At 71.2% G+C, this 14,390-nt stretch carries 12 protein-coding genes; 5 read left to right on the top strand and 7 right to left on the bottom strand.

Annotated features, from left to right (window positions below; translation table 11 throughout):
* Positions 1 to 24: 24 nt before the first annotated feature.
* The 4 genes from ACFVWW_RS28075 to ACFVWW_RS28060 all read left to right on the top strand — a co-directional run bounded on the left by ACFVWW_RS28075 (position 25) and on the right by ACFVWW_RS28060 (position 5,247).
* On the top strand, positions 25 to 957 hold the full coding sequence (locus tag ACFVWW_RS28075) for a carbohydrate ABC transporter permease (protein ID WP_386877712.1): 933 nt from the start codon (positions 25 to 27) through the stop codon (positions 955 to 957).
* Positions 957 to 1,775: a carbohydrate ABC transporter permease gene (locus ACFVWW_RS28070; protein ID WP_386877448.1), complete on the top strand. Its 819-nt coding sequence runs from the start codon at positions 957 to 959 to the stop codon at positions 1,773 to 1,775. The genes ACFVWW_RS28075 and ACFVWW_RS28070 overlap by 1 nt, the downstream gene beginning before the upstream one ends.
* Before the next feature lie 8 nt (positions 1,776 to 1,783).
* Positions 1,784 to 4,171 (top strand): glycoside hydrolase family 3 N-terminal domain-containing protein, encoded by a 2,388-nt coding sequence (locus ACFVWW_RS28065; RefSeq protein WP_386877713.1) that lies wholly within the window; start codon positions 1,784 to 1,786, stop codon positions 4,169 to 4,171.
* 119 nt (positions 4,172 to 4,290) lie between these two features.
* Positions 4,291 to 5,247, top strand: coding sequence for a LysR family transcriptional regulator (locus tag ACFVWW_RS28060; RefSeq protein ID WP_384183763.1), 957 nt, complete (start codon positions 4,291 to 4,293; stop codon positions 5,245 to 5,247).
* Here the strand turns inward: ACFVWW_RS28060 and ACFVWW_RS28055 are convergent.
* Genes ACFVWW_RS28055 through ACFVWW_RS28025 form a run of 7 tightly spaced genes read right to left on the bottom strand, consistent with a single transcriptional unit; the run spans position 5,198 to position 13,069 of the window.
* Positions 5,198 to 6,508 carry a VWA domain-containing protein gene (locus tag ACFVWW_RS28055; protein ID WP_384183765.1) on the bottom strand — a complete coding sequence of 437 codons (1,311 nt, stop codon included), beginning with the start codon at positions 6,506 to 6,508 and terminating at the stop codon, positions 5,198 to 5,200. The two genes, ACFVWW_RS28060 and ACFVWW_RS28055, sit on opposite strands and share 50 nt — an antisense overlap.
* Positions 6,498 to 7,379 (bottom strand): SRPBCC family protein, encoded by an 882-nt coding sequence (locus ACFVWW_RS28050; protein ID WP_386877449.1) that lies wholly within the window; start codon positions 7,377 to 7,379, stop codon positions 6,498 to 6,500. The genes ACFVWW_RS28055 and ACFVWW_RS28050 overlap by 11 nt, the downstream gene beginning before the upstream one ends.
* A 30-nt stretch (positions 7,380 to 7,409) precedes the next feature.
* On the bottom strand, positions 7,410 to 8,300 hold the full coding sequence (locus ACFVWW_RS28045) for an AAA family ATPase (protein ID WP_386877450.1): 891 nt from the start codon (positions 8,298 to 8,300) through the stop codon (positions 7,410 to 7,412).
* Positions 8,297 to 9,097, bottom strand: a complete 801-nt coding sequence (locus ACFVWW_RS28040) for an XdhC family protein (protein ID WP_389680187.1) — start codon at positions 9,095 to 9,097, stop codon at positions 8,297 to 8,299. The genes ACFVWW_RS28045 and ACFVWW_RS28040 overlap by 4 nt, the downstream gene beginning before the upstream one ends.
* Positions 9,098 to 9,135: 38 nt before the next feature.
* Positions 9,136 to 11,550, bottom strand: coding sequence for an aerobic carbon-monoxide dehydrogenase large subunit (locus ACFVWW_RS28035; protein WP_384183776.1), 2,415 nt, complete (start codon positions 11,548 to 11,550; stop codon positions 9,136 to 9,138).
* On the bottom strand, positions 11,547 to 12,050 hold the full coding sequence (locus tag ACFVWW_RS28030) for a (2Fe-2S)-binding protein (protein WP_386877452.1): 504 nt from the start codon (positions 12,048 to 12,050) through the stop codon (positions 11,547 to 11,549). The genes ACFVWW_RS28035 and ACFVWW_RS28030 overlap by 4 nt, the downstream gene beginning before the upstream one ends.
* 2 nt (positions 12,051 to 12,052) lie before the next feature.
* On the bottom strand, positions 12,053 to 13,069 hold the full coding sequence (locus tag ACFVWW_RS28025; protein WP_386877453.1) for an FAD binding domain-containing protein: 1,017 nt from the start codon (positions 13,067 to 13,069) through the stop codon (positions 12,053 to 12,055).
* Between the two features lie 212 nt (positions 13,070 to 13,281).
* Between ACFVWW_RS28025 and ACFVWW_RS28020 the strand changes: the two genes are divergently transcribed.
* A complete protein-coding gene (locus ACFVWW_RS28020) occupies positions 13,282 to 14,382 on the top strand; it encodes an XdhC family protein (protein WP_384183785.1) in 1,101 nt (366 codons plus the stop codon).
* The last annotated feature ends 8 nt before the right edge of the window (positions 14,383 to 14,390 follow it).

Below are 14,390 nucleotides of genomic sequence, written 5' to 3'. Positions count from 1 at the left end.
GGAGAAGTGGGAGTGACATCCGACATGGTTTCCCTCGCCTCCCCGGTGAAGGGCGGGCGGTCGCGGGCGCCGGGCCCGGCCGGTCCCGGAGTCGCCCGCCCCGGCCTGGGCTGGGCCCTGCCGGCCACCCTGTTCTTCGCCCTCTTCGCGATCGTTCCGCTGGTGCTGGTCGCCGTGCTGTCCTTCACCAGCTGGAACGGTCTGGGGTCGCCGGCCTTCGCGGGTCTCGACAACTGGACCGCGCTGTTCCACGACCCGGTGATGATCAAAAGCCTCTGGCTGAGTGTGCTGCTCACCGCGCTGGGCGTGCTGGTCCAGACGCCCCTGAGCATCCTGCTCGGCGTCTGGGCCGCCGGCCCCCAGCGCAACCGCGCCGTGCTGTCGGCGGTCTTCTTCATCCCGCTGCTGCTGTCCGCCACGGCGGTGTCCGTGCTGTGGCGCGCGCTGCTCGACCCCAACTTCGGGGTGCCCGCGCAGGCGCGCTGGCTCTTCGGGGACGGCAATCTCCTGGGCTCACGCACCGGGGCCATCGGCGTCCTCGTCCTGGTGAGCACCTGGCAGTTCACCCCGCTGCACGCGCTGATCTACCAAGGCGCGACGCGGGCGATCCCCACGGTCCTCTACCAGGCGGCCGCCATCGACGGCGCCGGGACCGTACGGCGGTTCTTCCACATCACGCTGCCGCAGCTGCGCAACTCGATCATCACGTCGGTGATCCTCATGGTGGTCGGCGGGCTCACCACCTTCGACACCGTACTGATCCTCACCCAGGGCGGCCCGGGCACCGACACCACCATCAGCGCCTTCTACATGTACCAAAAGGCGTTCAAGGGCTTCGACTTCGGCGCGGGCGCGGCCATCGCGCTGCTGCTGGTCGTCGTGGCCACGGTCATCTCGCTGGTCGTGGTGCGGATCTCCGGCTTCGACAAGATGGCCGGCACGAAGGAAGGACTGTGATGCGCGGCCGCCCCAACTACCTCGCGGGCCTGGGCGTCCTGGTCTGGCTGTGCCTGGTCGGCCTGCCGATCTATGTGATGCTCGGCGCGACCGTCCAGTCCCGCGCGGACTACAGCGCCAACGGTCCGCTGTCGTTCCCCGACAGCTTCACCCTGTCCAACTACATCCAGGACTTCTCCAACGGCTTCGGCCGGTACTTCCTCAATACCGTGATCGTCACGACGAGTGTCGTGGCGATCGTGCTGATTCTCGTACCGCCGCTGGCCTTCTCGATCGTACGGAACCGAGGGCGGGCCACCTCACGCGTCTTCCGGCTCTTCCTGCTGGGGCTGGCGATTCCCGCCCAGGCGGTGATCGTCCCCATGTTCTACGTGATCAGCCAGGCGGGTCTCTACGACAACCTCATCGGTGTCATCCTGCCCACCGCCGCGTTCTGCCTGCCGGTCTGCGCGCTCATCCTCACCGGCACCATGCGTGACATCACCGACGAGCTCTTCGAGGCCATGGCCATCGACGGGGCCGACACCCGGCGGGTCTTCTTCCAGCTCGTCGTCCCGCTGTCCAGGAGCGGGCTGGCGACCATCGTGGTCTTCTCCGCCCTCCAGGCGTGGAACGGCTTCCTCTTCCCCCTCGTGCTGACCCAGTCCGAGAACACCAAGGTGCTCACCCTCGGGCTCTACAACTTCCAGACCCAGTACGGGATCAACATCCCCGGCCTGCTGGCAGCCGTGGTCCTGTCCACGCTGCCCGTCCTGCTCGTCTACCTGTTCGCCCGCCGCGCCCTGGTCCAGGGGCTGATGGGCGTCGGAGGAAAGTGACCGACAACGTGACCGCCGACATCCGCTCCGGTACCTCGACGCACGACCTTCAGGATCAGCGCGCGGCACGGGTCGAGAAGCTGATCTCCGCCATGACCCTGGAGGAGAAACTCGCGCAGCTGTACGGGCTGTGGGCCGGGGCCTCCAACGACGGCGCCGAAGTCGCCCCGCACCAGCACGACATGGACCGGCCGCCCACCCTCGACGAACTCCTCCCGCACGGGCTCGGCCAGCTGACCCGGCCGTTCGGCACGGTCCCGGTGGACCCGGCTCTGGGCGCGCTGTCCCTGATGCGCACCCAGGAGCGCGTCGTGGCGGCCAACCGCTTCGGCATTCCCGCCATGGCGCACGACGAGTGCCTGGCCGGCTTCACCGCCTGGGGCGCCACCACCTACCCCGTCCCGCTGTCATGGGGCGCGGCGTTCAACCCCGGTCTGGTCCGGGAGATGGCGGGCGCGATCGGCCACGACATGCGGTCGGTGGGCCTCCACCAGGGCCTCGCCCCGGTGCTCGACGTGGTGCGCGACGCGCGCTGGGGCCGGGTCGAGGAGACCATCGGCGAGGACCCCTATCTCGTCGGCACGATCGCCACCGCCTACATCCAGGGCCTGGAGTCCGCCGGGATCGTGGCCACCCTCAAGCACTTCGTGGGCTATTCGGCCTCCCGTGGCGGGCGCAACCTCGCACCGGTGAGCATGGGCGCCAGGGAGCGCGCCGATGTCATGCTCCCGCCGTTCGAGATGGCGGTGCGGGAGAGCGGCGTACGGTCGGTCATGCACGCCTACACCGACACCGACGGGGTGCCCTGCGCCGCCGACGAGGACCTGCTGACCGGTCTGCTCCGCGACACCTGGGGCTTCGAAGGCACGGTGGTGGCCGACTACTTCGGCATCGCCTTCCTCAAGACCCTGCACGGCGTGGCCGCCGACTGGGGCGGGGCGGCGGCCGCGGCCCTGACCGCCGGGGTCGATGTGGAACTGCCCACCGTGAAGACCTTCGGACAGCCGCTGCGCGACGAGGTCGCCGCCGGACGGCTGCCGGAAGAGGTGATCGACCGCGCGCTGCGCCGGGTCCTGGCGCAGAAGGCGCGGCTGGGGCTGCTCGACCCTGGCTGGAGCCCGGTGCCGCCGGCCCTGGCCGACGCCGCGCTCCATGATCCACAGCGGCTGCGGGGCACGGTCGGCCTCGACTCCCCCGCGCACCGCGCCATCTCCCGCCGTCTCGCCGAGCAGTCGGTGATCCTGCTGAGCAACGACGGGATGCTCCCGCTGGACAGGCCGCGCAGGATCGCGCTCATCGGTCCACAGGCCGACACCCCGACGGCCGTCCTGGGCTGCTACTCCTTCCCGGTCCATGTCGGTGCCCAGCACCCGGGCACCGAGGCCGGCGTCGAACTGCCCACGCTGCGGCAGGCCCTGGCCGCGGAGTTCCCGGACAGCGAGATCGTGACCGCGCCGGGAGCGGGAGTCGACTCCACCGGCACCGACGGGTTCGCCCTGGCCGTACGGGTGGCCCGCGACGCGGACGTGGTCGTCGCGGCCCTGGGCGACCGGGCGGGGCTCTTCGGCCGCGGCACCAGCGGCGAGGGCTGCGACGCGGAGACCCTCGACCTGCCCGGCGTACAGCGGCAGCTGCTGGACGCCCTGCTCGACACCGGTACGCCGGTGGTGGTGACACTGCTGGCGGGACGCCCGTACGCCCTCGGCCGCGCCGCCACGGAAGCGGGCGCGATCGTGCAGTCCTTCTTCCCCGGGCAGGAGGGCACCCCGGCACTCGCCGGAGTGCTGAGCGGACGGATCAACCCGTCGGGGCGGCTTCCCGTGAGCGTCCCGCGGCTCCCCGGCGCCCAGCCTTCCACCTATCTGGCGGCCACGCTGGCCCAGGTCAGCGAGGTCTCCAGCATCGACCCCACGGCCGCCTTCGGCTTCGGGCACGGGCTGACGTACACCTCGTTCGTCTGGTCGGACCTGGAGACGGGTGACTCGCGGGAGACCGGTGACTTGCTGGAGACCGGTACGGACGGTTCCGTACGGCTGTCCTTCACCGTCCGCAACACCGGGAGCCGGTCGGGCGTCGAAGTGGTCCAGCTGTATCTGCGCGACCCGGTCGCCTCGGTCGTCCAGCCGGTGCGGCGCCTGGTCGGGTACGTCCGGCTCCCCCTGGAACCGGACGAGCGGGTCAGGGTCGGGGTGACCGTACCCGCCGATCTCGCCTCCTTCACCGGCCGCGACGGGCTGCGCGTCGTCGAGCCGGGAGAGCTGGAGCTGTGCCTGGCGGCCTCCAGCACCGACATCCGGCTCACCGCCGGAGCCGTGCTGACCGGGCCGGTACGGCAGGTGGACCACACCCGCGAGCTGCACGCCCGGTTCACCGTCACCGGGGCGGGTGGGGAATGACGTCCTGTGGCCGCCCGCCAGGACAGGGGATAATTTGAGGCACGGCGCCATGGTCGCCACAGTCGCCATGGCCGTGGCCGCCGTGGCAGACCGTCGGCTCGGCTCGCTGGGAGGCAGCTATGACGCCTACTCAGCTGCGTGCCTTCGCGGCGGTCGTCCGCCTCGGCTCGGTCAAGGCGGCCGCGGCGGATCTGTCGGTGTCCGAGGCCGCGGTCTCCCTGCATGTCGCGCATCTGCGCAAGGAGCTCGGGGACCAGCTGTTCACGCGGACGGGTGCCGGGCTGGCCTTCACCCCCGGTGGCCTGCGGCTGGCCAGCCGGGCGGCGGAGCTGCTCGGGCTCCAGGACCGCACCGTCCTGGAGGTCAGCCAGGCGGGCTCGGGACGCCGGCTGCTGCGCGTCGCCGCGTCGAGTCTCTTCGCGGAGCACGCGGCGCCCGGCCTCATCGACCTGTTCGCGAGCCGGGCCGACGATCTGGACGTCGAGCTGAGCGTGCACAGCCCGCAGCGGTTCAACGCGCTCCTGCTGAACCGCGCGGTCGATGTCGCCCTCGGCCCCCGGCCCGCGGACGTGGACGAGGCGGTCTCCAGCACGCCGTTCCTCAATTACCAGATCATGGGGGTCGTCGGACCGCACCATCCGCTCGCCACGAAGCGGGCGAGCGCGAGCGAACTGCGGCAGCAGACCTGGCTGCTCGGTCCTTCGGCGGCCGGCCGGATCGGGCTCGTCCCCACGGTCCTGCGGCAGCTCATGGTGGACGAGGAGCACCAGCGGATCTTCCAGAGCCACGCCGCGGCGCTGGAGGAGGCCAAGCACGGCAAGGGGGTGGCGCTGGCGCTGTCCTTCGCGGTCGCGCAGGATCTCGCCACCGGAGATCTCACTCAGCTGTCGGGGCCGCCGCTGCCCGCCAAGGGCTCCTGGAGCATCCTCGCGCTCGCGGGGCGGAGCGCGCCGCCCGCCGCGGCCGAGCTGATCCGCTTCGTCGCCACGCCCCGCGCGATCCAGGCGATGCTGCGGGGCTCGGGGGTCACGGCGGGACGGTTCCGCCCCGCGGTCCATGTGACGTTGTGGAGCTGACGCGGCCGCTGTCCCCGACACGACTGTTCCGTACAGCGCTCGTACGGCTCACGCACCGTGAGATCTCGCCGATCACCCGCGCGAGCGAGCGGAAGCTGTCCGCGGGCAGCAGCGCGTCGCAGTACGGCAGCGCCGCGGCCATCGTGGCGACACGCGGCTCGAAGCCGGGGGCCGAGGCACGGGGGTTCATCCAGATCACCCGGTAGGCGCGTCGGCGCAGTCTGGCCATCGCCGTGGCGAGCTGTTCCGGGCGGTCCCCGTCCCAGCCGTCAGAACCGATGATCACGATGGCGCCGCGCAGCGCACCGCCGTGGTGCGAGGCGAGCAGCGTCCCGAGGCAGGTCGCGATCCTGGTGCCGCCGAAGCGGTCGGTGACCTGCGACGTCGCGCCGTCGATCGCGACCTCGGCCGAGCGGTGGCGGAGAACGGCGGTCAGCCGGGTGAGCGAGGTGGCGAAGGCGAAGACCTCGGCGTCCGCGGTCAGCGCGAGCGCCCGCATGAGATGGAGATACGCGACGGCCTGGGCCTGCATGGACCGGCTGACATCACACAGCATGACGACGCGGCGCGGGGTGTCGACGGGGGTGACCCGTACGGGCTCCATCGGCTCCCAGCCGGTGCGCCGGGAGCGCGCGAGGGTCGGCCGGAGCGCGATCCGGCCGCGGCCCCGCCCCGGAGCGAACCGTCGCGACCGCCGGGTGGGCCAGGTCCGTACGGCCGACTCCAGCCACCGGCCGAGCAGCGCGGTCTCCTCGGGACCGAGCAGCTCGAACGGTACGTCGACGAGTCCCGCCAGCTCGCTCGGCAGCCGCTGAGGCGTGGTGAGCACGCCGTCGGAGTCCTCGTCGTCGGCCACCGCCCGTGGCAGCGTCACCCACGGCAGCCCGCCCGAGCCCGGCGGGCTGTCCTCGGGCGCCGCCGTCGGCAGGGAGCCGCGGCGTTCGTCGTCGGCCGGAGAGCCGGCGGGTCCACGGCGGCGGGCGTTCGGGTCCGTCGCGAGGACCGCGTCCTCGAACACGGCGGCGAATACGGCGTCGAAGACGGCCAGGCCGGCGTGGTCGCGTACGAGAGTGATCCGGGCGGTCCAGTACAGCCGGCCGCGCGAGCGCGGGGGCGCGGCGCCCAGTGCCCGTACGAAGTCCTCGACCGGGGTGAACCCCACGGGCAGACCGCGCGAGCGCAGCCGCGTGGCGAAGGCCACGGCGAAGGCGGCCCGGTCGACGCCCCGCAGCAGCGGCGGCGCGGCCGGATCAGCGGGCAACGAAGTAGACGATCAGAGCGGCCGCCACCAGCACGGCGGCGATGATGGGGATGAACCGCTTGTACATGGAGCTGCCCGCGAGAGTCATCAGATCGAGCGGCTGGGGCTCCTGTTGGCCCTGCTGGCCCTGCTGATCGTGCAGGTCGTGCGGGGCGTGCTGCTGTCGTTGCCGCTGCTGCTCGATTCTGTCCGCGGCGGTCGGGGTCGCGCCGGCGGGGGCCGATGCGGACGCCCGTACCGATGCGGAGGCGGGTGCCGCGCTTTCGACGATTCCGGCGCCATGGCTCGCGCTACGGCCCCTCGCCGTACGGGCCACCGCGCTGTGGCCTCTCGTCGTACCGGCCGCCGTGCCTGCCGCCGTGCCGGTCTCGGGCCGGGCCGCCGGCCCCGGAGCAGGAGCAGGAGTAGGAGCAGCAGCCGCACCGGGCGCCACGTGCAGTTCCGCTTCCAGGTTCTGGACGAACTGGCCCAGCAGCTTCACCGACACTTCCTGGATCATCCCGCTGCCGAACTGGGCGATCTTGCCCGTGACGTTCAGATCGGTCGCGACGGTGACCACCGTCCCCGCGCCCTCCGCGTGCAGCACCGCGTCGATCAGCGCCGTCGCGTTCCCCGCGCCCCGGGAGTCCTTCCCCCTGGCCCGGATCACGGCGCGGTGCGCCGCCTCGTCCTTCTCGACGAGCTGCGCGGTCCCCGCGTACTGACTGATCACCGGGCCCACCTTGATCTTCACGTTGCCGCTGTAGACGTCCCCGTCGACACCCGTCAGCTGCGCGCCCGGCATACAGGGCGCGATGCCCTCCAGGTCGGTGAGCGCCTCCCAGGCCCGGTCGATGGGCACCCCGACGGTGAACTCGTTGTCGATCTTCATAGGTTCCTCCCTGGTCGGCCGGGGCGCGCGTTACGCCGAGGCAGGCTCCGCGTAGCCCAGTTCGTCCAGCGCGTCCACGATCGTGGTGTGGTCGTCCGGGCTCTTGGCGAGGGCGCTGAGGGTGCGCACGATGTCGGCGCGTACCAGTTCCGAGGCCCCCAGCACCGACAGCGCGGAGACCCAGTCGATGGTCTCCGCCATGCCCGGCGCCTTGTCGAGGTCGAGCCGTCTGACCCGGCCGACGAAATCGGCGGCCGAGGCGATCAGCGGCTCGTTCGCGGCGGGCACCGACCGGCGCAGGATCTCCGCCGCCCGTCCGGCCGCCGGAAAGGCGATCCAGTGGTACAGACAGCGTCGGCGCAGCGCATCGTGCAGCTCGCGGCTCCGGTTGGAGGTCAGGACCACCACCGGACGCCGGGCCGCCGCGAACGTGCCCAGCTCGGGGATGGTGATCGCGGCCTCGCCGAGGAACTCGAACAGCAGCGCCTCGAACTCGTCGTCGGCTCGGTCTATCTCGTCGATCAGCAGGACCGGCGGTACGGGCCCTTTGTGGCGGATCGCCCGCAGAATGGGCCGGTCCTGGAGAAACTCCTCGGTGAACAGATCGGCGTCGGTGAGCCGTTCTTCGCGCGACTCGGCGAGCCGGATGGCGAGCAGCTGCCGCTGGTAGTTCCACTCGTAGAGCGCCTCGGCGGCTGTCAGTCCCTCGTAGCACTGCAGGCGGATGAGCGGGGCGCCCATCGCCTCGGCCAGCGCCTTCGCGGATGTGGTCTTGCCTACTCCGGGCTCCCCCTCGACCAGCAGCGGCCGGTCGAGGGTCAGGGCGAGGAACAGCGCGGTGGCGGTGCCCTCGTCGACCAGATAGTCCACGCCGTCGAGACGGCGCCGTACGTCGTCGGCGTCCGCGAACACGGCGTTCACCGGTCGGTCCCGCCGCTGAAAATCTCCCTGTTCCCGCCGATGGCCTTGCTGTTCCTGGCCTCGCTGTTCCCACGGATGGCCTTGCTGTTCCTGCTGATGACCTCCGCCAGGATCGACAGCGCCACCTCCGGACCCGTCCTGGCTCCGATGTCGAGCCCGGCCGGGGTGCTGATCCGCTCCCGTGCCTCGCCGGTCAGCCCCAGCTCGTCGAGGACCGCCGTGCCCCGCCGACGGCTCGCGACCAGCGCGATATAGCCGACCCCCGCGTCCAGCGCGGCGCGCAGCGACGCGTCCTCGTCCCGGCCGTGGCTGGCGACGATCACCGCGTCCGTGTGGTCCGACAGCCCGCCGGGCAGGGACCGGGCCGTCGCGTATCCGAGCAGCTCCGCCATCGCGACGAGCGACTCCGCGACCGGTGTCCGGCCGACGATCTCGAGCAGCGGCGGCGGCAGTCGCGGCTCCAGGAAGATCTCCAGCGCGCCTCCGGACAGACACGGGTTCACCACGACCCGCGCGCCCGGTGACTCGGGAAAGCCGGGCTCGCCCTCCGGCAGCACCCGCAGTAGTACGGGCCCGTCGCCGTCGAGGACACCGAGCGCGGCTGTACGGACAGACTCCTCGGCGCACACACCGCCCACGAAGCCGTCGATCGACCCGTCCCGCATGACGATCGCCTCGTCGCCCGCCTTGGCGGAGCTGGGCACCTGGGCACGTACCACCGTCGCGTGCACATACGGCACCCGATCGGCGGTCAGCTCCCGCATGCGGGCCGCCACCCGCGTGGTCGTGATCGTCATCGGCACCTCCGTACCGTCGTTCGTCCCGTTCGTACCGCTCAGATCGGCGGTGTCGGCCGCCCCCGCATCGCGTCCCACACCCGCGACGGCGTCAGCGGCATATCGGCGTGCCGGATGCCGTACGGCCGCAGCGCGTCCACGACCGCGTTCACCACGGCCGGCGGGGATCCCACCGTCGCGGACTCGCCGACACCCTTCGCCCCGATGGGGTGGTGCGGCGAGGGCGTCACCGTGAACCCGGTCTCCCACGTGGGCACTTCGAGCGCCGTCGGGATCAGATAGTCCATCAGCGAGCCACCGAGGCAGTTGCCGTCCTCGTCGAAGGCGATCATCTCCATCAGCGCCATCCCGACGCCGTCGGTGAGCCCGCCGTGCACCTGCCCCTCGATGATCATCGGGTTGATGCGCGTACCGCAGTCGTCCACCGCGACGAACCGGCGGATCTTCACCTGCGCGGTCCCCGGGTCGATGTCCACGACACAGATGTACGCGCCGTGCGGATAGGTGAGGTTCTCCGGGTTGTAGCAGATCTGCGCTTCCAGCCCGCCTTCGATGCCGTCGGGCAGATCGCCGGCGCCGTGCGCCCGCATCGCGATGTCCTGGATGGTCACCATTTTCGACGGGTCGCCCATGACATGGAAGGACCCCTTCTCCCACTCCAGGTCCGCCACCGAGACCTCCAGCATTCCGGAGGCGATGATCCGCGCCTTGTCCCGCACCTTACGGGCCACCAGCGCCGCCGCCGCTCCCGAGACGGGTGTCGAGCGGCTGCCGTACGTACCGAGACCGAACGGGGTCTGGTCGGTGTCGCCGTGCACCACCTCGATGTCGGCGGGCGGAATCCCGATCTCCTCGGCGACGATCTGCGCGAACGTCGTCTCGTGGCCCTGCCCCTGCGTCTGGACCGAGAGCCGCACCACGGCCTTGCCCGTCGGATGCACCCGCAGCTCACAGCCGTCCGCCATGCCGAGGCCGAGGATGTCCATGTCCTTGCGCGGTCCGGCGCCCACCGCCTCGGTGAAGAACGCGACGCCGATGCCCATCAGTTCACCGCGGGCCCGCTTCTCGGCCTGCTCGCGGCGCAGTTCGTCGTACCCGGCCAGCCGCATCGACAGCCGCATGGTCGGCTCGTAGTTCCCGGAGTCGTACACCCAGCCCGTCTTCGTCCGGTACGGGAACTGCTCGGGCCTGATGAAGTTCTTCAGCCGCAGCCGCACCGGGTCCATGTCCAGCTCGTACGCGAGGCAGTCGACGATCCGCTCGACCAGATACACCGCCTCGGTGATCCGGAACGAACAGGCGTACGCCACGCCGCCCGGCGCCTTGTTGGTGTAGACGGCGGTCATCTTGCAGTACGCGGCCTCGATGTCGTAGCTGCCGGTGAACACCCCGAAGAAGCCGGCCGGATACTTCAGCGGCGCCGCCGTGCCGTTGAACGCGCCGTGGTCGGCGAGGACATGCGTACGGATCGCGAGGATCCGGCCCTCCCTGGTCGCCGCGATCTCGCCCCGCATGACGTAGTCGCGCGCGAAGCCGGTGCTGGTGAGGTTCTCCGAGCGGTCCTCCATCCACTTCACCGGCTTTCCGGTGAGCAGCGAACCGACGATCGCGCAGACGTAACCGGGGTAGATCGGCACCTTGTTGCCGAATCCGCCGCCGATGTCGGGGGCGATCACCCGGATCTTGTGCTCCGGGAGCCCGGCCACGATCGCGTACAGCGTGCGGTGCGCGTGCGGGGCCTGGCTGGTGGACCAGAGGGTGAGCTTGCCGTCGACCGCGTCGTAGTCTGCGACCGCGCCGCACGTCTCCATCGGTGCCGGGTGCACCCGGGGATAGACGATGTCCTGGCTGACGACGACCTCGGCGCGGTCGAAGACGGCGGCGGTCGCCGCCTCGTCGCCGGTCTCCCAGTCGAAGCAGTGGTTGTCGGTCTTGCCTTCGAGGTCGTCCCGGATGACCGGGGCGTCGGGTTCCAGCGCCCGGCGGACATCGACGACCGGGTCGAGCTGTTCGTACTCGACGTCGATCAGCTCCAGCGCGTCGCGCGCCGCGTAGCGGTCCTCGGCGACGACGAACGCGACTTCCTGGCCCTGGAAGCGCACCTTGTCGGTGGCGAGCACGGCCTGGACGTCGTTGGAGAGCGTCGGCATCCACGCGAGGCCCTTCTCGGCGAGCATCGCGCCGGTGACGACGAGCTTCACCTTCGGATGCGCTTCGGCCAGGCTCGTATCGACACTCACGACCCGCGCGTGGGCCATCGGGGACCGCAGGACGGCGAGATGCAGCATGCCCGGCAGCTGTACGTCGTCGACATAGCGGCCCTTGCCACGGATGAAGCGCGGGTCCTCCTTGCGCAGCATCCGGCCGTGGCCGACGGGCTTCCGGTCGTTGTCGGTGAACGCGGTGACGGGGTCGGCGGGGGGAGCGGAGGGATGACCGGCGATGGTGCTCATGACTCGCTCCCTCCGGCGGCGGCCGTGGTGGTGCGGGTGCCCGCCTCTTCCGCGGCGGCCCACTGGATGGCGCGGACGATGGAGGTGTATCCGGTGCAGCGGCAGATCTGGCCGGAGACGGCCTCCCGTATCTCCTGCTCGGACGGGTCCTTGTTGCGGTCGAGCAGCGCACGCGCAGCCATCATCATCCCCGGGGTGCAGAAGCCGCACTGGAGGCCGTGGCACTCCATGAAGCCCTGCTGTACGGGGTCGAGCCGGCCGTCCTGTTCCAGGCCCTCGACGGTCCGTATGTCATGCCCGCCGGCCATCGCGGCCAGGACCGTGCAGGACTTGACCGGTTCGCCGTCCATCCAGACGACGCAGGTGCCGCAGTTGCTGGTGTCGCAGCCCCAGTGGGTGCCGGTGAGGGCGAGATGGTCACGGAGGAAGTGGACGAGGAGCAGCCGTCCCTCGATCTCACGGGTGACCTCGTCGCCGTTGACGGTCATCGTGACCTGCATGATCAGTCTCCCTGTCCGTCGGATCGCGGACCGGACTGCGGGCTGGACGGCGGACCGGACTGTGGGCTGGACGGCGGACCGGACCATGTGCCGGGCGCCGTCCCCGGTCCTTCGGGGGTCTCGGCTGCTTCGGGGCCCCTGGCGGCCCGGTCCGCCCTGGCGCGGGCGACGGAGCGGCGCAGCGCGCGTACGGTCAGTTCCTTGGCGAGATGGCGCTTGTACTCGGCGCTGCCCCGCCGGTCGGTGACCGGTTCGCAGGAGGCCGCCGCGATCGTGCCGGCCTGCGCGTACAGCTCCTCCGACGGCAGCCGCGCGCGCAGCGCCCGGGAGATCTCCGGCAGCCCCGTGGTGTTGGGCCCGACCGCCGCCAGTCCGACGCGGGCGTCGGAGATGACCACGCCGTCCAGCCAGACCGCCGCGCCGGCCGAGACCACCGCCCAGTCGCCCGCGCGCCGCTCGACCTTCTCGTACGCGCTCGAACCGTTCGGCCGGACCGGGAAGCGGACCTCGACCAGCATCTCGGCGTCGCCGACGGCCGTCTCGTACGGTCCCCGGTGGAACTCCTCCATCGTCACCACGCGCCTGCCGTCGCCGCCCTGGATCACGCAGCTCGCGCCGAGGGTCGTGCACACGGCGGAGAGGTCCTCGGAGGGGTCGGCCTGGCAGAGCGAACCACCGAGCGTGCCACGGTTGCGTACGACCGGATCGGCGATCACCCGCTCCGCGTCGGCGAAGATCGGGAACGTCCGGGCGAGCGCGGCGGACTCCAGCAGCTCGCGGTGGCGGGTCAGCGCACCGATCCGGATCAGGTCCTGCTCGACCGCGATATAGGCCAGCTCGTCGGAGAGATCGTTGATATCGATCAGGTATTCGAAGTTGGCGAGACGCAGCTTCATCATCGGGAGCAGGCTGTGACCGCCGGCCACCAGCCGCGCGGTGTCTCCCAGCCGGTCGAGCAGCCCGATCGCCTGGTCGACGCTGGTGGCGCGTTCGTACTCGAATGGCGCGGGAACCTGCATCAGCGATCCTTCTCTCGCTCTCGCGACGTCGCCGCTTACCGGCCCCCGTCACGCACCGTCAGTGGGCGCTTCGGGGTGCGGAAAGTCAACAGCGACTTAAGGTGTCGCTTAAGTCGCTGTTGACATTGTTTGTCGGCATACACACGCTGCGCTTGGCGGGGGGTGGGCGAGTTCTCGCTCGGCGGGGGCGGCCGGCGAAAGGGAGCGCGCGCATGCGGGACATCGCCGAGGGCCTCGCCTCCTGGCACTCCGCCGGAGTGCGCTTCGCGGTGGCCACCGTTGTCCGGACCTGGAAATCGGCGCCACGGCGGCCGGGCGCCGCGATGGCGGTCGCCGAGAGCGGAGAGGTGCGCGGCAGCGTGTCCGGGGGCTGCGTCGAGGGCGCGGTGTACGAGGTCGCCCGGGAGGTCCTCGCCTCGGGCGAAGCGGTGCTGAAGACGTACGGCGTGAGTGATGACGACGCGCTGGAGGCGGGGCTGACCTGCGGCGGGGTCGTCGACATCCTCGTACGTCCGGCCGACGACGACCACTTCCCCGAGCTGCCGGCCGTCCTCGGCCACATCGCCACGGGGCGCCCGGTCGCGGTCGCCTCGGTGCTCTCGGGCGACGCGTACCCGGGCGGAAACCTTGTCGTCGCCCCCGACACGGCCGGGGCGGCGGGCACCCTCGGCAACGCGCGGCTGGACGCCGCGATCACCGAACAGGCCCGTGGCATGCTCGCGCAGGGCCACACCGGAGTCGTACACATCGGCCGCAACGGCGAGCAGCGCATGGACCAGCTCGCGGTCTTCGTCCAGTCCTTCGCGCCACCGCCCAGGATGCTGGTGTTCGGCGCGATCGACTTCGCGGGCGCGGTCGCGCGGATCGGGAAGTTCCTCGGCTACCACGTCACGGTCTGTGACGCCCGCCCTGTCTTCGCCACCCGCGAGCGGTTCCCCGACGCCGATGAGCTGGTCGTCCAGTGGCCGCATCTCTTTCTCGAAGAACACCCGGTGGACGAGGACACGGTCATCTGCGTCCTCACCCACGACCCGAAGTTCGACGTCCCGCTGCTGGAACGAGCCCTGCGCACCCCCGCCCGCTACATCGGCGCCATGGGCAGCCGCCGCACCCACGAGGACCGGTTGACCCGGCTGCGCGAGGCGGGGGTGAGCGAGAGCGCCCTCGCCCGGCTCTCCGCCCCGATCGGCCTGGACCTCGGCGCCCGCACCCCCGAGGAGACGGCGGTGGCGATCATGGCCGAGATCATCGCGCTGAGATGGGGCGGCACGGGTGAGCGGCTGACCCGTACGGAACTGTCGATCCACCACTGACGCGCCCC

Source organism: Streptomyces sp. NPDC058198, from assembly GCF_042882605.1.
Lineage (GTDB): Bacteria > Actinomycetota > Actinomycetes > Streptomycetales > Streptomycetaceae > Streptomyces.
Note: the sequence above shows the minus strand (reverse complement) of the source record. Positions and strands in the feature narration are given on the sequence as shown.